The organism is Bradyrhizobium brasilense (assembly GCF_029714345.1).
In the GTDB taxonomy this organism is placed as follows: Bacteria; Pseudomonadota; Alphaproteobacteria; order Rhizobiales; family Xanthobacteraceae; genus Bradyrhizobium; species Bradyrhizobium australafricanum.
The window spans coordinates 8,814,881-8,834,044 of sequence record NZ_CP121669.1 but is presented as its reverse complement, the minus strand read 5'-3'; the positions used below and the strand labels follow the sequence as shown (position 1 = coordinate 8,834,044).

18 protein-coding genes are annotated in these 19,164 nt (G+C 64.9%); 12 read left to right on the top strand and 6 right to left on the bottom strand.

Features of this window, described 5'->3' with window-relative positions; all coding sequences use genetic code 11:
- Positions 1-84 precede the first annotated feature (84 nt).
- Positions 85-723, top strand: coding sequence for a hypothetical protein (locus QA635_RS40905; protein ID WP_057015581.1), 639 nt, complete (start codon positions 85-87; stop codon positions 721-723).
- A 6-nt stretch (positions 724-729) separates the two neighbouring features.
- Here the strand turns inward: QA635_RS40905 and QA635_RS40900 are convergent, their stop codons facing one another.
- Positions 730-1,014, bottom strand: coding sequence for a hypothetical protein (locus QA635_RS40900; RefSeq protein ID WP_283065781.1), 285 nt, complete (start codon positions 1,012-1,014; stop codon positions 730-732).
- Between the two features lie 219 nt (positions 1,015-1,233).
- Between QA635_RS40900 and QA635_RS40895 the strand changes: the two genes are divergently transcribed.
- The 6 genes from QA635_RS40895 to QA635_RS40870 all read left to right on the top strand — a co-directional run bounded on the left by QA635_RS40895 (position 1,234) and on the right by QA635_RS40870 (position 9,851).
- Positions 1,234-2,925, top strand: coding sequence for a putative bifunctional diguanylate cyclase/phosphodiesterase (locus tag QA635_RS40895; protein ID WP_283065780.1), 1,692 nt, complete (start codon positions 1,234-1,236; stop codon positions 2,923-2,925).
- Positions 2,926-3,129: 204 nt separating this feature from the next.
- A complete protein-coding gene (locus QA635_RS40890; RefSeq protein WP_076824695.1) occupies positions 3,130-4,023 on the top strand; it encodes an ABC transporter substrate-binding protein in 894 nt (297 codons plus the stop codon).
- A 33-nt stretch (positions 4,024-4,056) separates the two neighbouring features.
- Positions 4,057-5,667, top strand: coding sequence for an amino acid ABC transporter permease/ATP-binding protein (locus tag QA635_RS40885; protein ID WP_283065777.1), 1,611 nt, complete (start codon positions 4,057-4,059; stop codon positions 5,665-5,667).
- A gap of 40 nt (positions 5,668-5,707) precedes the next feature.
- A complete protein-coding gene (locus QA635_RS40880) occupies positions 5,708-6,949 on the top strand; it encodes an acetamidase/formamidase family protein (RefSeq protein WP_283065775.1) in 1,242 nt (413 codons plus the stop codon).
- An 82-nt stretch (positions 6,950-7,031) separates the two neighbouring features.
- A complete protein-coding gene (locus QA635_RS40875) occupies positions 7,032-9,368 on the top strand; it encodes an acetamidase/formamidase family protein (RefSeq protein ID WP_092090503.1) in 2,337 nt (778 codons plus the stop codon).
- A 96-nt stretch (positions 9,369-9,464) separates the two neighbouring features.
- Complete coding sequence (locus QA635_RS40870) at positions 9,465-9,851, top strand: RidA family protein (RefSeq protein WP_225162692.1); 387 nt, start codon at positions 9,465-9,467, stop codon at positions 9,849-9,851.
- 115 nt (positions 9,852-9,966) lie between these two features.
- On the opposite strand, the gene phaR is transcribed toward QA635_RS40870, so the two are convergent.
- Positions 9,967-10,557: a polyhydroxyalkanoate synthesis repressor PhaR gene (gene phaR, locus QA635_RS40865; protein WP_016841133.1), complete on the bottom strand. Its 591-nt coding sequence runs from the start codon at positions 10,555-10,557 to the stop codon at positions 9,967-9,969.
- Between the two features lie 313 nt (positions 10,558-10,870).
- Between phaR and QA635_RS40860 the strand changes: the two genes are divergently transcribed.
- The 3 genes from QA635_RS40860 (at position 10,871) to yddG (ending at position 14,003) form a co-directional block, all read left to right on the top strand.
- Entirely contained in the window at positions 10,871-12,049 is a 1,179-nt protein-coding gene (locus tag QA635_RS40860) for an acetyl-CoA C-acetyltransferase (protein WP_283065770.1), read from the top strand.
- A 168-nt stretch (positions 12,050-12,217) separates the two neighbouring features.
- Entirely contained in the window at positions 12,218-12,943 is a 726-nt protein-coding gene (phbB, locus tag QA635_RS40855; RefSeq protein ID WP_016841131.1) for an acetoacetyl-CoA reductase, read from the top strand.
- 187 nt (positions 12,944-13,130) lie between these two features.
- Positions 13,131-14,003: an aromatic amino acid exporter YddG gene (gene yddG / locus QA635_RS40850; protein WP_283065767.1), complete on the top strand. Its 873-nt coding sequence runs from the start codon at positions 13,131-13,133 to the stop codon at positions 14,001-14,003.
- Between the two features lie 271 nt (positions 14,004-14,274).
- Here yddG and QA635_RS40845 read toward each other — a convergent pair whose 3' ends face one another.
- Both QA635_RS40845 and gloB read right to left on the bottom strand, forming a co-directional pair.
- Complete coding sequence (locus QA635_RS40845; protein ID WP_283065765.1) at positions 14,275-14,706, bottom strand: cupin domain-containing protein; 432 nt, start codon at positions 14,704-14,706, stop codon at positions 14,275-14,277.
- Positions 14,706-15,473, bottom strand: coding sequence for a hydroxyacylglutathione hydrolase (gloB, locus tag QA635_RS40840; RefSeq protein ID WP_283065764.1), 768 nt, complete (start codon positions 15,471-15,473; stop codon positions 14,706-14,708). The genes QA635_RS40845 and gloB overlap by 1 nt, the downstream gene beginning before the upstream one ends.
- Before the next feature lie 184 nt (positions 15,474-15,657).
- Between gloB and QA635_RS40835 the strand changes: the two genes are divergently transcribed.
- Entirely contained in the window at positions 15,658-16,410 is a 753-nt protein-coding gene (locus tag QA635_RS40835; RefSeq protein WP_028343579.1) for a class I SAM-dependent methyltransferase, read from the top strand.
- Positions 16,411-16,476: 66 nt separating this feature from the next.
- On the opposite strand, the gene QA635_RS40830 is transcribed toward QA635_RS40835, so the two are convergent.
- Complete coding sequence (locus tag QA635_RS40830; protein ID WP_283065762.1) at positions 16,477-17,217, bottom strand: DUF4167 domain-containing protein; 741 nt, start codon at positions 17,215-17,217, stop codon at positions 16,477-16,479.
- A gap of 497 nt (positions 17,218-17,714) precedes the next feature.
- Positions 17,715-18,602 carry a peptide chain release factor N(5)-glutamine methyltransferase gene (gene prmC / locus QA635_RS40825; protein WP_283065760.1) on the bottom strand — a complete coding sequence of 296 codons (888 nt, stop codon included), beginning with the start codon at positions 18,600-18,602 and terminating at the stop codon, positions 17,715-17,717.
- A 105-nt stretch (positions 18,603-18,707) separates the two neighbouring features.
- Here prmC and QA635_RS40820 point away from each other — a divergent pair, with 105 nt between their 5' ends.
- Positions 18,708-19,133: an HIT domain-containing protein gene (locus tag QA635_RS40820; protein ID WP_283065758.1), complete on the top strand. Its 426-nt coding sequence runs from the start codon at positions 18,708-18,710 to the stop codon at positions 19,131-19,133.
- Positions 19,134-19,164: the final 31 nt, after the last annotated feature.

The window sequence follows — 19,164 nt, the reverse complement described above, 5'->3', positions numbered from 1 at the left end:
GTGCGGCCAAGACGGGCGCGTCCGCGGCGAGGCCAATGAGCATCGCCGCATTGCTGGTTCTCCCTGAATAAGGCGCAAGCCCCGATGGTCGGTTTTCCGCTGCTGCTCGTTCCGCTCGCGGTCTACAACATCATCGCTTTCCTGATGCCCGGCGTGTCGTTCACGGACCCGCTGATCAGGCTGACATTGCTGTCGGGCGAGCAGTGGCAGATCACGCTCAGCGACATGCTGCTCGCCGCCGCCGTGCTGCTGTTGCTGCTCGAGGTCATCAAGGGCGCGCGCCCCGGCGCGAAATATCTCACCGACCATCTGCTGTCGCTGATCGTGTTCGGCGCCGCCGCCGCCGAATTCGTGCTCTGGCCGAAATTCGGCAACTCGACCTATGGCCTGCTCACGCTGCTGGCGCTGGTCGATTTCATTTCCGGAATTGCGCTGCGCACCCGCCGCCGTGCGGTGGTCGCACCGGCGCCCAGCGCCGGCAGAGCGCACCCTGCGGCAGCTGAGGCACCGCAGCCTGCACCCGTAGCGGAGCCGGCACCCCGGCCTGAGCCCGCGCCCGTCGCAGCACCGGCGCCTGCCGCGCCGCCGCCGGCCGCACCGGTTCCCTCGGCGACGTCGGTTGCGGAATCCGTGCTGCTCGATCAGTCCGCGCCAAAGCCGACGGTGACCTCGCCGGATTTGCAGCCGGGCGGCCATCCGCCGTCGGACGCGCCGCAGCGCTGATATTTTCTAGATGATCTGCCGGGTCCGCCGCGCCACGCTGCGGCGTTCGTCGACATGCGGGCCGTAAGCGCTCTGCGCGTCGGCCAATGACCCACGCCGCTGCCCGCGCGTCTGCGGTTCGTGTGCGGCGGTTGCGATCAGATGAGCCACAAACGACGGATCGGCATGCGGCAGCGGGATCTTGGGCGCCCAATGGGTGGTCGCGGCCAGCGGCACCAGCGCCGTGCTGGCCGCCGCGGCATCGCCGGTGCACTTACCGTCGAGGATTTCCGATTGATCGATATCCGGCATCGTCTGCGACCCGTTGGAGCGTCATAGTTTGGGACGTCGCGTCCCTCCGCAACACCCCCGTGGCAAGGGTCATGCCCGCCGTCCCCAGTTCGTTCCCGGACAGTCGAAAACGTGGTTTCCAGATTATTTATCAACTTCACCTAGCGTTGGATTCGCCGGAACCACTATCTTGAGAGCGTGTAGAATCACCGGGCGCCGTCCCAAATCGAGACATGTTCGATGCCCCCTGTCCCGCCAGCTGCCAGCATCCTCGCCTCGCTCGGCCAAGCGACATTCGCCTGGGACCTGGCGACCGATGCGATTGCCTGGAGCGACGATGTGGCGGCAGTCTTCCCGGATATCCCGGTCGCGGCGCTGGCGAGCGGCGCCGAGCTTGCAAAGCTGATCGAGCCATCGCGCTCTGTGCGATCCGATGCGCTCGGCGCGCCGGCGCCGGTGCGGAGCGGCGAGGGCATACCCTACCGGATCGAATATGGCGTGCGGGCCGTCACCTCAGCGCCGGTGATCTGGATCGAGGAGACCGGCTGCTGGTTTGCCGGCGCCGACGGCAGGCCGGCGCGCGTGCAGGGCGTCGTCCGCATCAACAATGAGCGGCATGCCCGCGACGAGCAGCTGTTGAAGCTGTCGCGGCACGATCCGCTGACCAACGAGCTCAACCGCACCCATCTGATCGCCTCGCTCGCCGAGACGATGGAGGAGTGCGCGCGCTTCCGCAGCTCCTGCGCCTTCATGCTGATCGGCATCGATCACCTCGCGCGCGTCAACGATGCGTTCGGTTTCGATGTCGCCGACGCCGTCATTGCCGAGGTCGCGAAGCGGATTCGCGCGCGGCTGCGCAGCGGCGACATGCTCGGCCGCTTCTCCGGCAACAAGTTCGGCCTGATCCTGCGCAACTGCACCGTCGACGACACCAATGTCGCGGCCGAGCGCTTCCTGGCCGCGGTGCGCGACGAGGTGGTGCCGACCAAGTCCGGCCCGGTGTCGGTAACGGTGTCGATCGGCGCGGTCACCATTCCGCGCCATGCGCGGTCGGCGGAGGAGGCGGTCAATCGCGCCCAGGAGACGCTGGACGCGGCCAAGAGCCGCCGCGCCGGATCGTTCGCGCTGTGGAAGCCGAATGTCGAGCGCGACGCCCAGCGCCGCGTCAACATCCGCGTCACCGACGAGATCGTCACCGCGCTGAACGAGCGCCGCATCGTGATCGGCTTCGAGCCCGTGGTCGATGCGCGCCTGCGGCAGCCGGCGTTCTACGAGTGCCTGGTCCGGATGGAGCAGGACGACGGCCGCGCGCTGCTCGCGCCCGATATCGTGCCGGTCGCCGAGCGGCTCGGCCTGATCCGGCTGGTCGACCACCGCGTGCTGGAGCTCGCCATCGCCGAGCTCGCCGCCGCGCCCGGTGTACAGCTCAGCCTCAACATCTCGCCCGACACCACGATGGATCCGGACTGGTGGGCCACCATCGAATCCCTGATGCGCGCGCATCCCGGCGTCGGCGAGCGGCTGATCGTCGAGATCACCGAAACGGTCGCGATCCAGGACATCGACGACGTCCGCGGCTTTGTCACGCGCCTGAAGAACTTCGGCAGCCGGATCGCGATCGACGATTTCGGCGCCGGCTACACCTCGTTCCGCAATCTGCGCAAGCTCGGCGTCGACATCGTGAAGATCGACGGCGCCTTCGTGCAGAACATCGTGCGTTCGGCCGACGACCGCGCCTTCGTGCAGACGCTGATCGATCTCGCGCGCCGCCTCGAGATCAAGACGGTCGCCGAATGGGTGCAGGACGAGGAAGCCGCCGTGATGCTGCGCGAATGGGGCTGCGACTTCATCCAGGGCCGCCTGATCGGCCTCGCCTCGCCGGACCGCCCGTGGAACGCGCCGGCGGAGAAGCCCGTGCCCGCCACGGGCTGAAGCGGCCATAGGCCGTTTCACAATATCGGTCGTGATACCCGCGAAAGGGATTGCTCAAAATATGAGCGCGTCCTGCCCAAGGTTTGGCGGGAGTTCATCCAATTAATTGTGCGTCCCCAGACAAGTTTTCCGCCGGAGACCGCCGTTTACTTCTTCGAGGTTTGGACCGTGGCTTGCGCCATGACAACGTCGAAAGAGGATCGAATGGTCACGTTATCTTTTCCGCGCGCGTACAAACTCATGCACATCGCAGCGTTAGGGGCATTGCTCGTTGTGGGCGTCGGTGCTCCAACCGACGCCAGGGCAGCTGCGCCGGCCGCCTGTGCGGAGCTGCAGGCAAAGTATCCGGACTGGAAGGGCAAGACCCTCGTCAACGCAATCAATCCGCATACGCCGGGCTACGAGTCGATCGATCCGAAGGATCCGAGCAAATATGTCGGCTTCGATATCGATCTCGGCGAGCAGATCGGCGAATGCCTCGGCTTCAAGCTGACCTACAAGGCGGTGACCTTCGCCGCACTCCTGACCACGCTGTCCAGTGGTCAGGCCGACATTGTGATCTCCGACATCTACGCCACGGAAGAGCGTGCCAAGGCGGCCGACTTCATCACCTATTCGAAGGTGTTCGACGGCGTATTGGTCGCCAAGGGCAATCCGAAGAAGATCTCCGGCATCAACACCTCGATGTGCGGCGCGGCAGCGGCCGAGAACACAGGCTACGTTGAAGTTCCGCTGATCCAGGCGCTCGTGCCGGAGTGCAAGAAGGAGGGCAAGCCTGAGCCGACCATTCAGCTCTACGACAACAACGCCAACTGCATCCAGGCTATCCTGGCCGGACGCGCCGACACCTATGTCAACGACGTCAACACCGTCGACAATGCGGTGAAGGCCTATCCGGACAAGCTCGAAAAAGCTATCGCGGTGACGATCCCGTACAAGGTCGGCATCGGCGTGCCCAAGGACAAGCCGGCCTTCCGCGATGCCGTGAAGGCGGCGCTGACCGAGATTTACAAATCGGGCGATCAGCTCGCGTTGCTGAAGAAGTGGAATCTCGATCCGGAGAACCTGATCGAGCCCGGTCTGCTGACGGTCAAGTAGGCCCCAGCACCGGCAAAAAGGACGACATGCTCCATGGAGCTGTTCCTCCACTATTTGACCATGCCGTATATGATCGAGGGCATTCAGGCGACCTTGCAGGTCACCGCCCTCGGTCTGCTCGGCGGCCTGATCCTCGGTGTGATCCTGGCGTGGATGCAACTCAGCCGCTTCAAGGCGCTGGCGTCCTTCGCCCGGGTCTACACCGTGATCTTTCGCGGCACGCCGCTGATCCTGCAGATGGTGTTCGCCTATAATGCCCTGCCGCAGATCGGCATCAAGCTACCGGCCATTCTCGCCGCCGGCCTCGCGCTGGCCTGCAACGAAGCTCCGTTCATCGCCGAGATGCTGCGCTCCGGCGTGCTCGGCGTCGATCGCGGCCAGGTGCTGGCCGGGCAGGCGCTCGGCATGACGCCCGGCGTCCTGATGCGCCGGATCATCGCCCCGCAGGCGATCCGCTCGATGATCCCCGCTTTCGGCAACGAGACCGTCAGCGCGCTGAAGAATTCCTCGCTGGCGTCGGTGATCGCCGTGCAGGAGCTGACGTTGCGTTCGACCCAGATGGCGTCGGCAACTTTCGATTTCTTCTCGATCTTCTTCGCCTCGGGCCTGATCTATCTGTTCCTTACCGCGGCGATCGCCGGCATTCAGCTGTTCCTCGAATGGCTGTTCGATCTCGACCGCGCATCGAAGCAGATCAAACTGATGCGGATGATGCCGTGGTATCGCGCGCAGGGACTCGATGATCCGTTGATTGCGGCCGAGGACGCGCCGCCCGAGATCTTGCCCGATGCCGGTGTCGCCGAATTGCCGCCGCCGCGGGCGCAGACCGAGCGTGTCGATCGCGCCAAACGCAACGAGATCCTGAAGCGGAACAATGCGGCGGTCGATGTTGCCGCATTGCGCAAAAGCTATGACAAGCAAATGGTGCTCGCCGGCGTCGATCTCACGGTGCGGATCGGCGAGGTGGTCGCGCTGCTCGGGCCGTCCGGCTCCGGCAAGAGCACGCTGCTCCGCTGTATCAACAATCTCGAACTCTGGAACGACGGCAGCATCAAGGTCGGCGGTCGCCGGCTCGGCTTCAGCGATAGCGGCAAGGCGCTGTCGCCGCGACTGTTGGCGCAGGCGCGCGCCGAGGTCGGTGTCGGTATGGTGTTCCAGCAGTTCAACCTGTTCGGTCACCTCACCGCGAAGGAGAACATCGCCGGGCCGCTGCGCTGGGTGCATGGCGTGTCGCGCATCGATGCGGATCGCCGGGCGACCGAACTGCTCGGGCGCGTCGGCCTCAGCCACCGCGCCGATGCGCTGCCGCGGCATCTCTCCGGTGGCCAGCAGCAGCGCGTCGCCATCGCCCGTGCGATCGCGCCGAATCCCAGCGTGCTGTTGCTGGATGAGCCGACCTCCGCGCTCGATCCCGAACTCGTCAATGAGGTGCTTGAAGTGATCCGCCGCCTCGCGGTGGAAGACGGCCTTACCATGATCATCTCAACCCATCAACTGCGCTTCGCCAGTGAAGTCGCTGATCGCGTGGTGCTGCTGGCGGATGGCGCGATCGTCGAGGAGGGCCCGGCCGACGAGGTGCTGAGCAATCCGCGCAATCCGGTCGCGCAGCGTTTCCTCAATGCCATGGAGGCCGAGGTCGCATGAATAGAACCCGTTCCGTTTCCATCCGCGTGAGGACCCCTGCGTGAAACATCATCTGCTGCCGGTATCTGCGAAGACTGTGCATTGGGGCTATTTCAGCAAGGTCGTGGCGCCGGCATTGACGCTGAAGTCCGGCGACCGCGCGACCATCGAGACGCTGACGCATCACGCCAATGACGATTACGAGCGCATGATCGAGGGCGATCCGGGTGCCGAGAGCGTGTTCAAATGGACGCGCGAGCACAAGGCGGTGGTGCGGCGCGGTTCGGGGCCCATCGAAGCGCCGTTCATCCGCGGCTCCGGCGAAGGCGTCGGCGTGCACCTGCTCACCGGTCCGGTGGCGATCGAAGGCGCCGAGCCGGGCGACGTGCTGGAGGTTCGCATTCTTGACGTGCGACCGAGGCCGGCCTGCAAGGCCTGCCATGCCGGCAAATGCTTCGGCTCCAACGTCGCGGCCAATTGGGGCTTTCACTATCACGACCTGATCGAAGAGCCGAAGCCGCGCGAAGTGGTGACGATCTTCGAGCTCGACGCGTCGGGTGAGCCTTCCGCCAAAGCGGTCTACAATTATGTCTGGACGCCGCAGACCGATCCTGATGGCATCGTGCACCCGACCATCGACTATCCCGGCGTCCGCGTCGATCACGCCACCGTCGTCAAGCGCGAGAATGTTCTGAGCAATGTCCGTGTGCCCGCGCGGCTGCATTTTGGCACCATGGGCCTCGCGCCGTCGGAGCAGGATTTCGTCTCTTCGATCCCGCCGAGCTATACTGGCGGCAACATCGACGACTGGCGCGTCGGCAAGGGTGCCAAGATGTTCTATCCGGTTGCGGTGCCCGGTGCGTTCTTTTCGGTCGGTGATCCGCATGCCGCACAGGGCGACAGCGAGCTCGGCGGCACGGCGATCGAGACCTCGCTCACCGGCGATTTCGAATTCATCCTGCACAAGCATCGCGATCTCGGCGGCACACAGCTCGAAGGACTGATGCATCCGATGCTGGAAACCCCCGACGCCTGGTCGGTCTACGGCTTCACCTACCCGAACTATCTCGCCGAGCTCGGCGCCAATGCGCAGCTCGAAATCGCCAATCGTTCCAGCCTCGACCGCGCCATGCGCGACGCCTTTCGCAAGATGCGGCGCTTCCTGATGACGGTGCACAAGCTCAGCGAGGACGAGGCGATCTCGCTGATGTCGGTGGGGGCAGATTTTGGCGTGACGCAAGTGGTCGACGCCAATTGGGGCGTGCACGGGACCATCCGCAAGAACGTGTTCCGGTGTGACTGATCACGCGCCGGCCGCTGAGCAGGACGTGTCATCCTCGGGGATGGCACGGAGATTGCTTCGCTTCGGCCATAAAGGTCGATGCATGAGGTTGCGTCCGTTCACGAGTGAATCCTACTCCGAAGGCGACCGCCCCGAGGCGTGGCGGGACGTCCTGGCGTCGGTCGGCTTGCAGCCCACGGTCGCCACGAGCACCCATGCCGGCCATGCCATCGCGGTGCGGCGCAGCTTTCAGGGCGTGACGCTGGCCAGGCTTTCGGCAGGACCACAATCGGTATCGCCGCGCACGGATGCGGTGGCCGATCATCCGCTGGTGCTGCTGCCGCTCGAAGACGGGGTGGCGCTGAAGACGACCACCGGTTATCAGATCGTTGCTGCGCGGCATCTTCTCTTGCTGCCACGCGCCGGGGACTGGAGCGTGTCGTTCCAGCGCGAGATGCGCGCGGTAGTGCTGTCGGTGACGTCCGAACCGGCACATCGCCATCGCGCCACGTTGCAAGGCGGCGAGGTGCGGGTGCTCCAGCCCGGCGGCTTTGGCAGCGTATTCGCGCAGATGATGGAGCTCGCCGCGCGCGATCTCGACGCGCTGTCCGATGTCGAATGGACGGCGCTGGCGCGAAGTCTCGCCGATCTGCTGCCGACCTTCATGCGTCAGCACGGCGAGACGGCGGGCGATCGCGGCGGCGGCGGCGCTTCCAAGGCAGCGACGCTGCATCGCCTGTGCCAGACCGTCGAACGCAGCCTCGAGGAACCCGATCTGACGCCGGTCAAAATCGCCAGTGCCGAGGGCATTTCTGAACGCTATCTGCAAAAGCTGTTCGAGGGGGCCGGCACCAGTTTCACGCATTACCTGCGCGAACGGCGGCTGCAGCGTACCTGGGCCGATCTGTCGAATCCCGCCGAGGCGCATCGTTCGATTTCCGAGATCGCGTTCCGTGTCGGCTTCAACGACTCTGCCCATTTCAGCCGCGCGTTTCGCCAGCGCTTCGGTCTGTCGCCGCGCGAATTCCGCCAGCATGAAGCCGAGCGGCAGACTGCATCCGCGGCCACGGTGCAACGCGGCTGGCCTCAACAGGCGCTGGCGCAGCTGTGCAGCCGGCGCGCAGCGCTGGCGCGCAGGACGGCTGCGCCGTTCAACGCGCACGACGTGGAGATCGCGGACGCGCCGCGCCATCACCATCTCGCCGCGGATGCCTCGCGCGTGCATTGGGGCTATTTCAGCCATTCGTTGCCGCCGCAGGTCGAGATCGGCTCCGGCGACACCATCACCATTGAGACGCTGACCCAGCACGCCTCCGACGATCCCGAGCGCATGATCAAGGGTGATCCAGGCGCGGAGAGCGTGTTCCACTGGACGCGCGATCGGAAGAACGTCGATCGCCGCGGCGCCGGCCCGCTCGATGCCTCGATCTACGGCCGCGGCGCCGGCGAGGGATTCGGCGTTCACATTTGCACCGGGCCGGTGGCCGTGAAGGACGCGGAGCCAGGGGACGTACTGGAAATCCGCATCCTCGACATCGCGCCGCGCGCGAGCCGCAATCCGGACTTCGAGGGCCGCGTGTTCGGCAGCAGCGTCGCGGCCTGGTGGGGCTATCACTACAAGGAGTTCCTTGCCGAGCAGAACGCCCATGAGGCGGTGACGATCTACGAGATCGTCGACGACGATGACGCGCCGCATGCCCGTGCGCTGTATTCCTATCGCTGGGAGCCACAGACCGATCCGTTCGGGACGCTGCACAAGACTTACGACTATCCGGGCATTCCGATCCCGCCGTCATCGGTGCGGCGCCGCCACGACGTGCTCGACGGCATCCGCATTCCGCTGCGCCCGCATTTCGGGGTCATCGCGCTTGCGCCGCGCGAGGCCGAGCTTGTCGATTCCGTCCCGCCCGCATATTTCGGCGGCAATCTCGACAACTGGCGGCTCGGCAAGGGCTCGACGGTCTATCTGCCGGTGTCGGTGCCGGGCGCGCTATTGTCGGTCGGCGATCCCCATGCTGCGCAGGGCGACGGCGAGCTCGGTGGCACCGCCATCGAATGTTCGATGACCGGCACGTTCCAGGTCATCCTGCACAAGAAGAACGAGCTTACCAATCAGCCCTTCGCCGATCTTACCTATCCGCTGATCGAGACTGAAGCCGACTGGGTGCTGATGGGCTTCAGTCATCCCAACTATCTCGCCGAATTCGGCGCCAAGGGGCAGAGCGAGGTCTACGCGACCTCGTCGCTCGATCTCGCGATGAAGGATGCGTTCCGCAAGATGCGGCGCTTCCTGATGAACATCAAAGGCCTTACCGAGGACGAGGCGATCGCGCTGATGTCGGTGGCGGTGGATTTCGGCGTGACGCAGGTGGTGGACGGCAATTGGGGCGTCCATGCCATTCTCAGCAAGCGCGTCTTCGATCACGCGCCGCAAAACTAGAGCATGAAAGATCATGCTCGAACAAAGACATGAGATCATGATGCGATTCCGTAGACGAGCATCATGATCCATCAAAGAGCAGGCGAGGAGACGTCGTTGCAGTTTCACATGATATCCGGCGGCCCGAAGCCGGTCGCGCCGTTCAGCCATGCGGTCGAGACGGACGGCTTCGTCTTCGTCACCGGCCAGATGCCGGATACGCCGGCCGCACCCGGCCTATTGCCCGAGGGCATCGTGGCGCAGACCCGCGCAGTGATGGAGAATCTGCGCGTGGTGCTTGCGGGCCTCGATCTCGGCCTCGAGCATATCGTGATGTCGCGCATCTATCTGACGCGCTTCAAGGAAGATTATGCGGCGATGAACGAGACCTATCGCAGCTATTTCCCGTCCGACCGCCTGCCGGCCCGCACCTGCGTCGGCGTCACCGGTCTCGCCTATGATGCGTTGATCGAAATCGATCTCGTCTGCCGTCGGCCTGCATAGACGCGCCCGCGAGGGTATGCTCGATCAGACGGCGACCGCCCGACGTCGGCGAGAGCCGCCGTCAGGACTTCAGAAGCGATGGCGGCCGGAGGTCCGGCCGATCGGCGCTAAGGACCTACTCGTCCTTCTTCGTCGGCTGCGACATGCGCTCGAGGCGTTCCTGCATGTCCTTCATCTGGCGCCGAAGATCGTCGATGTTGCCGTCATCGGGCGTCGGCTCCGGCGCCTTCTCGGCCTCGCCGCCCCCGCGTTGCGGCACGAACGGCTTGAACATCGAGAAGGTCTGCTGGAACAGCTCCATGTTGCGGCGGACCTGTTCTTCCAGCGGCGCAAACGGTGTGCCGCTCAGCGCGCCCGCGATCTGCTTGCGGAATTTTTCCTGTTCCTTGGTCAGCGTCTCGATCGACTGTTCGAGATATTTCGGCACCACCATCTGCATGCTGTCGCCGTAGAAGCGGATCAGCTGGCGCAGGAAAGTGGTCGGCAGCAGGTTCTGCCCGGCCTTGTTTTCCTGCTCGAAGATGATTTGCGCGAGCACGGAGCGGGTAATGTCGTCGCCGGTCTTGGCGTCATAGACGAGGAAATCCTCGCCTTCCTTCACCATCGCCGCGAGATCCTCGAGCGTCACGTAGGTGCTCGTCCCGGTATTATAGAGCCGCCGGTTCGCGTATTTCTTGATCGTGGTCGGTTGTTCAGATTTTGCCATGGGCTCTCACTTCAACACCGAAGAACCTGGAACCCTACGGCATCGCCGCAGGGCAAAATGCAACGCATCGCAGCAAAGGTAAGCATTTTCAAAGCGGTTCGGCTACAGTTTTGTGCTGTGCGGTTAATTCCAAAGCATAGGATTTGCTCAGGAAAGTGCCAAGGGCGTCATTTTGAGTGCGTCGCGGCGCGATTTGCCCGACAGTGCGATTGACATGTCTCAACGAGGTTTACAGGATAGCCGTCAAGAGACAGGCCCGCCAAATCGGCCGCCCGCCGTCGAGAAACCCAGCTACAACCCATAGGAGATGTCCATGTCAGACGATGTCGTCATCGTCAGCGCCGCCCGCACCCCCGTCGGTAGCTTCAACGGCGCTTTCGCCACCACGCCGGCCCATGACCTCGGCGCGATCGCCATCAAGGCAGCGCTGGAGCGTGCCGGCGTCGAGGGTGGTCAGGTCTCCGAAGTCATCATGGGCCAGATCCTCACCGCCGCGCAGGGCCAGAACCCGGCCCGCCAGGCCTCGATCGCGGCCGGCATCCCGGTGGAAAGCCCGGCCTGGGGCGTCAACCAGCTCTGCGGCTCGGGCCTGCGCACGGTGGCGCTCGGCTACCAGGCGCTGCTCAACGGCGATTCCTCGATCGTCGTCGCCGGCGGCCAGGAATCCATGAGCATGGCCCCGCACGCCCAATATCTGCGTGGCGGCGTCAAGATGGGCGGGCTCGAGCTGATCGACACCATGATCAAGGACGGGCTGTGGGATGCCTTCAACGGCTACCACATGGGCAACACCGCCGAGAACGTCGCCAAGCAGTACCAGATCACCCGGTCGCAGCAGGACGAGTTCGCGGTCGGTTCGCAGAACAAGGCCGAGGCGGCGCAGAAGGCCGGCAAGTTCAAGGACGAGATCGTCCCGGTCACCATCAAGTCCCGCAAGGGCGATATCGTGGTCGACACCGACGAGTATCCGCGCCATGGCGCCACGCTCGACGCGATGGCCAAGCTCCGCGCGGCCTTCGAGAAGGACGGCACCGTGACCGCCGGCAACGCCTCGGGCATCAATGACGGCGCCGCCGCCGTCGTGCTGATGACCGCCAAGGAAGCCGCCAAGCAGGGCAAGAAGGTGCTGGCCCGCATCGTGTCGTGGGGCCAGGCCGGCGTCGACCCCAAGATCATGGGCACCGGCCCGATCCCTGCCTCGCGCGCCGCGCTGAAGAGGGCCGGCTGGAACATCGCCGACCTCGATCTGATCGAGGCCAACGAGGCGTTCGCCGCGCAGGCCTGCGCGGTGAACAAGGACCTCGGCTGGGATCCGGCCAAGGTCAACGTCAATGGCGGCGCGATCGCGATCGGCCATCCGGTCGGCGCGTCGGGTGCGCGCGTGCTGGTGACGCTGCTGCATGAGATGCAGAAGCGCGATGCCAAGAAGGGCCTCGCGACGCTGTGCATCGGCGGCGGCATGGGCATCGCTATGTGCGTTGCACGCGACTGAACAAAAGGCAGCGAGGCCGGTTAGGTGATGAAAAGATCATCTGTCAACCGCGAAGCGAGCTGATAAATAAGATGCCCGGCTTTGCGCCGGGCATTTTTGTTTCGAGGGGTTGTGAGTGCGTAGGCCGGAGTTATCCGGTTATAAAAGACGGCCAAGGAGGAAACGGACATGGCACGTGTTGCATTGGTGACGGGCGGAACGCGCGGTATTGGAGCTGCGATCAGCAAGGCGCTGAAAGCGGCGGGCTACAAGGTGGCGGCGAGCTACGCCGGCAATGACGCCGCGGCGGAGAAGTTCAAGGCGGAGAGCGGGATTCCGGTCTACAAGTGGGACGTCGCGTCGTTCGACGCCTGCGCGGCCGGCGTCAAGCAGGTCGAGGCCGATCTCGGCCCGGTCGACGTGCTCGTCAACAATGCCGGCATCACCAAGGATACCGCGTTCCACAAGATGACGGTCGAGCAGTGGAATGCCGTGATCAACACCAACCTCGGCTCGCTGTTCAACATGACGCGCCAGGTGATCGAGGGCATGCGCGCCCGCAAGTTCGGCCGCGTCATCTCGATCTCCTCCATCAACGGCCAGAAGGGCCAGTTCGGCCAGGTCAACTACTCGGCGGCCAAAGCCGGCGACATCGGCTTCACCAAGGCCTTGGCGCTGGAGAACGCCAAGGGCGGCATCACCGTGAACGTGATCTGCCCCGGCTACATCAACACCGAGATGGTGCAGGCGGTACCGAAGGACGTGCTCGAGAAGAACGTGATCCCGCAGATTCCGGTCGCCCGGCTCGGCGAACCCGAAGAGATCGCGCGGGCCGTGGTCTTCCTCGCCGCAGACGATGCCGGTTTCATCACCGGCTCGACGCTGACCGTGAACGGCGGCCAGTATCACGCCTGACGCGAGCAGCGTCGTCGCGTCGCAGGCGCGCACAATCAAGTAGCGAATGCCCGGCCTTGTGCCGGGCATTTTCGTCTTTACAACGCGCCACACGCGAAGGAAGACGTGGCCGGCCGGGACATCGGCGAGCGGCTGCAGACGGCCATCCTTTGGACAGTCATGCCCGGCCACGACGGATTGAATTGAGATGACGACCCGAACTGCCACCCTTGTCGGACTGACGGCCATCCTGATGTGGTCGCTGCTGTCGGTCATGACGGTCGCGACCGGGACTATCCCGGCGTTCCAGCTCGCGGCCATGACCTTTGCGATCGGCGCCGCGTTCGCGTTCGCGAGCTTCCTGTTGCGCCCATCAGCCTTCGGCGCGTTGAAGCAACCGCTGGTCGCCTGGGTCGTCGGCGTCGGCGGGCTGTTCGGCTATCACGCGCTGTATTTCCTGGCGCTGCGCTTCGCCCCGCCGGCTGAGGCCGGCCTGCTCAACTATCTCTGGCCGCTGCTGATCGTATTGTTCTCGTCGCTGCTGCCGGGCGAGCGGCTTGCGGTGCATCACATCGTCGGCGCGCTGCTTGGCCTCGCCGGCACCGTGCTGCTGTTCGCCGGCAACACCGGCGCCTTCACAAAAGAGCAGATTCCAGGCTTCGCGGCCGCCTTCGTCGCGGCGTTCGTCTGGGCGTCCTATTCGGTGATGTCGCGCCGGCTCAAGGCGGTGCCGACCGATGCGGTGGCCGGCTTCTGCCTCGCAACCGCCGTGCTTGCGGCGCTGGTGCACATGACGGTGGAGACGACGGTGTGGCCTGCGACGCCGCTGCAATGGCTCGCCGTCGTCGCGCTCGGCATCGGCCCGGTGGGGGCCGCGTTCTTCGCCTGGGACATCGGCATGAAGCGCGGCGACATCCGCGTGCTCGGCGCCGCCTCCTATGCCACGCCGCTGCTCTCGACCGCGTTCCTGATCCTGGCGGGCTTCGCTAGGCCGAGCGCCAACATCGCCATCGCCGCAATCCTGATCGCCGGCGGCGGGTTGATCGCGGCCAAAGACATGGTGCTGAGAAAAAGAACGTAGGATGGGTAGAGCGCAGCGAAACCCATCATCCCGCAGAGTAGATAGGAATTGATGGGTTTCGCTGCGCTCTACCCATCCTACAAAGAGGGTTGTTGCTACTGTTTCACCGTCACCCTGAGGAGGCCGCAACGCGGCCGTCTCGAAGGGTCGACGGCCCCGTCTGTGGCCGATTCATCCTTCGAGGCTCGCCCAGCGGCGCAATTGCGCCGCAAGGCTCGCACCTCCAGCGACAAAGGCGGTGTCTTTGCGCAGGGATGACGGGAAAAAGCTCTTACGACGCCGACTCCCAGCCCTTTGGCGCGAGCTCGAACTTCGCAAATTCGAATCCCGGCGCGACCGTGCAGCCGACCAGCGTCCAGTCGCCGTTGCTTTCGGCGGCCTGCCATGCGTCTGCCGGCACGATCGCCTGCGGCTGCTCGCCGCGCGCCACATCCGGCCCGAGCGTGATCGCATGTGGGCCGCCGTCCTGCGCGATCCGCAATGTCAGCGGCGCGCCGGCGTAATAGTGCCACATCTCGACGGCGTCGATGCGGTGCCAATGCGAGCGCTCGCCGCGCGCCAGCAGGAAATAGATCGCGGTCGAATGCGCGCGGCCATTGGCGTCGCCGCGCTCGTCGCGAAACGTCTCGCGATAATGTCCGCCTTCGGGATGCGGCTTCAGCGCAAGCTGCGCGATGATATCGGCCGCCGAGAGGTCTGCCATCACGACTTGTTCTTGCGCTCGCGGAGCTCGCCGAACACCAGCGCCGGATCGGCGCCCTTCATGTGCAGCTTGGCCGCGACCACAGGCTCGTCGGCGCGCAGGAACACGTTGGCCTTCTTCTCGTCGCCGAGCAGCACCGGGATCGTCGGCTTGTTCTCGGCGCGCAGTTTTGTGACCTCTTCGGCCCGCTTCTGCAGGACCGCATTGTCGGGCTCGATAGTGAGCGCGAATTTCACATTCGCCGCAGTGTATTCGTGGCCGCAATAGAGACGAAAATCGTCCGGCAGCGAGCGCAGCTTCAGCAGCGAATCCCACATCATCGGATAGGTGCCCTCGAACACCCGGCCGCAGCCGATCGAGAACAGCGTGTCGGCGGCGAACACCGCCTTCTCGCCGTCGAACACATAGGAGATGTGATCGAGCGTATGGCCGGGCGTCTCGACCACGCGTGCGAGCAGGCTGCCGACCTTGATGACATCGGCATTGGCGGCGCGCAGATCGACATTGGCGATCTTTGCCGACTGGTCGTGCGGGGCGACGACGCGGCAGGCGTATTTCTGCTTCAGCTCGGCGACGCCGCCGACATGGTCGCCATGGTGATGGGTGATCAGGATATCCGTCAGAGTCCATCCTTCGCGCTCCAGCGCCTTGATGATCGGGCCGGCTTCCGGCGCGTCGATCGACGCGGTCGCCTTGGTCGCGGGATCGTGGATCAAATACCCGAAATTGTCGGTGAGGCAGCTGAAAGTGCGAATTTCGGCGGTCATGATATCTCCACGAACAAACGGGACGGACATTTCAAAGCATGGTGTATTCGAAAGACCGGTATCGACTTTCCCGGGTCATGCTTTTAACGCGCCCAATATAGGGGTGAAATATGGCGTTAACGCTCCGGCGGCAATGCAATTTTCGGCGCACCTGGGCAGCAGGGGGCGTGTTAGGCTAAACACCATGGACGTCATCGACCTGCGCGACTTCTATTCGCAGCGCCTCGGCATCGTGGCGCGGCAGCTGATCAACCGGGGTATCCGCGCGCGGTGGCCGAACGCGGAAGGCCAGCGCGTGCTCGGCCTCGGCTATCCGACCCCCTATCTCGGCCTGTTCCGTGAGTCCTGCGAGCGCTGCATTGCCTTCATGCCGGCGGCCCAAGGCGTGCTGAAATGGCCGACCGGCCGGCCGGCGCTGGCCACCCTGATCGACGAATTCTCGATGCCGCTGCCGGATGCCGCGGTCGACCGCGTGCTGCTGGTGCACGCGCTGGAGATGTCCGATGACCCGGAGCGGCTGCTGCGCGAGGTGTGGCGGGTGCTCTCGCCCTCGGGGCGGCTGATCGCGATCATCCCGAATCGGCGCGGCGTCTGGACGCGTACCGACGCCACGCCGTTCGGCCATGGCCGGCCCTATTCGCGGGCGCAGATCACGCAGCTGTTGCGGCAGACCTGGTTCACGCCGTCGTCGTGGGGCGAGGCGTTGTTCATGCCGCCGGTGCAGGGCAGCTGGTTCCTGCGCTCGGCGATGGCGTGGGAGCGGGTCGGCGCGGCGCTGTCGATGCCGTTCGCCGGCGTGCATATCGTGGAGGCGACCAAGCAGGTCTATCGGGCGATTCCCGCGCGCCGCGAGCGCACGCAGCTGATCCCGTCATTGCGTCCGGTGCTGGTGCCGTCCTCGACGGCGACGCGCAAATCGACTCACGCAGAGTCGTAACACGACCCGAGGCGTGACGCGGACAATTCACCCTCCCCGTGAAGGGAGGGTGACAGATTTTCAGGATTACTCGTTGCCCGGATTGAAGTCGTCGCTCGGCGCGGGCTGCGTCGCCATGTCGGGGCGCGGGCCGTGCGGACGGCGGCGGCGGCGCGGAAAGCGCTCGCTCCGTTCGCCGCGTTCTGCGCCGCCATTATTGCCTTCATAGGCGCCGTTGACCTGCGGCTGCGCGCCGCCGGTGATGAACGACGGCAGGCGATCGACGCCGCCGGCATCGGCCATCGCGGGCTGCGGCTGGTTCTGCGGTTGCGGCTGATATTGCGGCTGCGGACGATGCTCGCGCTCGCGATGCTCGCGCGGCTGCTGCTGCTCGCGCTGGTACGGCTGCTGGCCGTTGTCGCGCATGAAAGGTTGCTGCTGCTGCGGCACGAAGCCCGGCTCCTGGCCGAAGCTCGAATAGCCGTCGCCGTCGTCGTCGCCGTCTTCGGTCGGGGTGACCTCGGCGTCGGGGCGCGGCGGCTGCTGATTCTGCCGGAACTGCTCCTGCGCGGCCGCGATGATCCGGTAGTAGTGCTCGGCGTGCTGGTAATAGTTCTCAGCTGCCACCGGATCGCCGGAGGAGCGCGCATCGCGCGCAAGCTGAACGTATTTCTCGGCCACGTGGGAGGCCGTGCCGCGGATCTTGATGTCAGGTCCGTTCGATTCGTACACCCGTGTCAGGGGATTCTGGCCGCGCCGGTTATTGTTGTTGTTATTGTTGTTGTTATTCCGGTTGCGCATCCGCTTGTTGTTCTGACCGTTTCTCATCTGTCGCCTTTTATTCCAGCCCTGAAGTTATTGCAGTCCACAGTCCGATTTCTCAGCAGTCCGATTTCTCAGAAGTCCGATTCCCAGAGTCCGATTCGGCGCGCGCCTAGGCACACGGAATCGCAATACCGTTCGAAGTGGTTTCGATGTCGCCGACCATCTCGTTCAGCAAAGTCGCGTGCAGCAAAGACGCGTTCCCCAACCGCCGGCAATCGCGCCAGCGACCAAATCATTCCGCCCGTTGAGACAGGCTCAGTTCTCGTGCGTAAGTCTTCAAGCGCAATAACAGGCTTTCGTTCGCTTGGCGGTCGAGAGCAGCACAGCGTCGGCTATTGCGCTCTATATGACCTGCGTTCCTGGAACCTTTCGATCGGCGGGCTCTGCTGAACCCTGGTCATCACCCGTAACGGATTACGGGGCCAGCACCGATGTTGTGCCCGGAACGTAGTCGTTCCCGGGGGATAATCCAAGAGGTTTTTTTTCGTTCCAATAGGACTTTATCGGGGCAGCCGGCGGGCGGAAACGGCCCTCGGGACGCCCCCCAGATCGGCTTTTGGCGGCCCCGTTGGGGATAACCCCGATGCCGTCATCAGCGCTTTAACGTCGCCGCCCTGACCCTGTCCGACCTCCACAACCAGAAATCCTCCTGATGTCAAAAGACCCGCAGATTGCGAAATCAGCGCGCGGTAGGCGTCGAGCCCGTCGGCACCGCCGTCGAGCGCCGCGCGCGGATCGTGCGCACGCACCTCGATGTCGAGCCCGGCGATGTCGGCCGAGGGGATGTAGGGCGGGTTGGACACGATCAGCTCGAACGCGCCGACGAGCCCGCTGCCGTAGTCGCATTCGATCCATGTCGTGCGCTGGCTAAGTCCAAGCGCGGCGGCGTTGCGGCTTGCGGTCTGCAGCGCCTCCGTCGAGATGTCGGTGGCGAAGCCATGCGCGTTCGGCAGTTCCGAGAGCAGCGCCAGCAGGATCGCGCCAGAACCGGTGCCGAGATCGGCGATCCGCAAGGCGCGCTCGGCCACCCCGTCGGCGCGCAGCAGTTCGAGTGCGCGCTCGACCACCGTCTCGGTGTCCGGGCGCGGCACCAGCGTCGCGGCGGACAGATGCAGCGGCAGTCCCCAGAACTCCTTGACGCCGAGGATGCGCGCGACCGGTTCGCCGTCGAGGCGGCGCTGCGCGAGGCGCTCGAGGCGATCGGCTTCATCCTTCGTCAGCGCACGCTTCGCGCCGGTGACCATGCCGGTCAGATCGAGCCCCAGCGCGGCGCCGACCAGCAGTCGCGCATCGAGCTCGGCGGCGTCGTTGCCGGCTGCCTTGAGGCGGGCGGCGAGGCTGCGCCTGATACGCTCGACGGTCTGGCCATGTCCTGCGGGTTCGCTCATCGCGCGTTGTTAGCCGATGGCCGATGCGGCGTCGATATCACTTGCGCCCCGTGCGGCCGGCGCGCACGGTCGAAATCTCAACCTAGCGATCCGGGACGCGCGACCATGACGGGCTATGACGACCAGAACATCTTCGCCAGGATTCTGCGCGGCGAGGTCCCGAGCTTCAAGGTCTACGAGACCGACCGGACCTTTGCCTTTCTCGACATCATGCCGCGATCGCCGGGACATACCCTGGTGATTCCGAAGGCGCCCGCGCGCGGCATCCTCGACATCGCCGAAGCCGACCTCGCCGCGGTGGCGCGGTCGGCCAAGCGCATCGCCGTCGCCGCGATGAAGGCGTTTGCCGCCGACGGCATCATCATCCAGCAGTTCAGCGAGCCCGCCAGCGGCCAGGTGGTGTTTCACCTGCACATGCATGTGATGCCGGTGAAGGCCGGCATCGCACTGCTGCCGGCGCAGACCGTCAAGGCGGAGATGGATGTGCTCGCCGATCACGCCAGGCGGATGATCGCGGCGCTGGGTGGGTGAGCGGGTGGCCCGGTCCGACGCGGGAATGCCG

Bases quoted from the DNA above. Each gene is read 5' to 3' on its own strand.
- QA635_RS40905 (WP_057015581.1), top strand. From the start codon at position 85: ATGGTCGGTTTTCCGCTGCTGCTCGTTCCGCTCGCGGTCTACAACATC.
- QA635_RS40900 (WP_283065781.1), bottom strand. From the start codon at position 1,014: ATGCCGGATATCGATCAATCGGAAATCCTCGACGGTAAGTGCACCGGC.
- QA635_RS40895 (WP_283065780.1), top strand. From the start codon at position 1,234: ATGCCCCCTGTCCCGCCAGCTGCCAGCATCCTCGCCTCGCTCGGCCAA.
- QA635_RS40890 (WP_076824695.1), top strand. From the start codon at position 3,130: ATGGTCACGTTATCTTTTCCGCGCGCGTACAAACTCATGCACATCGCA.
- QA635_RS40885 (WP_283065777.1), top strand. From the start codon at position 4,057: ATGGAGCTGTTCCTCCACTATTTGACCATGCCGTATATGATCGAGGGC.
- QA635_RS40875 (WP_092090503.1), top strand. From the start codon at position 7,032: ATGAGGTTGCGTCCGTTCACGAGTGAATCCTACTCCGAAGGCGACCGC.
- phaR (WP_016841133.1), bottom strand. From the start codon at position 10,557: ATGGCAAAATCTGAACAACCGACCACGATCAAGAAATACGCGAACCGG.
- QA635_RS40860 (WP_283065770.1), top strand. From the start codon at position 10,871: ATGTCAGACGATGTCGTCATCGTCAGCGCCGCCCGCACCCCCGTCGGT.
- phbB (WP_016841131.1), top strand. From the start codon at position 12,218: ATGGCACGTGTTGCATTGGTGACGGGCGGAACGCGCGGTATTGGAGCT.
- yddG (WP_283065767.1), top strand. From the start codon at position 13,131: ATGACGACCCGAACTGCCACCCTTGTCGGACTGACGGCCATCCTGATG.
- QA635_RS40845 (WP_283065765.1), bottom strand. From the start codon at position 14,706: ATGGCAGACCTCTCGGCGGCCGATATCATCGCGCAGCTTGCGCTGAAG.
- gloB (WP_283065764.1), bottom strand. From the start codon at position 15,473: ATGACCGCCGAAATTCGCACTTTCAGCTGCCTCACCGACAATTTCGGG.
- QA635_RS40835 (WP_028343579.1), top strand. From the start codon at position 15,658: ATGGACGTCATCGACCTGCGCGACTTCTATTCGCAGCGCCTCGGCATC.
- QA635_RS40830 (WP_283065762.1), bottom strand. From the start codon at position 17,217: ATGAGAAACGGTCAGAACAACAAGCGGATGCGCAACCGGAATAACAAC.
- prmC (WP_283065760.1), bottom strand. From the start codon at position 18,602: ATGAGCGAACCCGCAGGACATGGCCAGACCGTCGAGCGTATCAGGCGC.
- QA635_RS40820 (WP_283065758.1), top strand. From the start codon at position 18,708: ATGACGGGCTATGACGACCAGAACATCTTCGCCAGGATTCTGCGCGGC.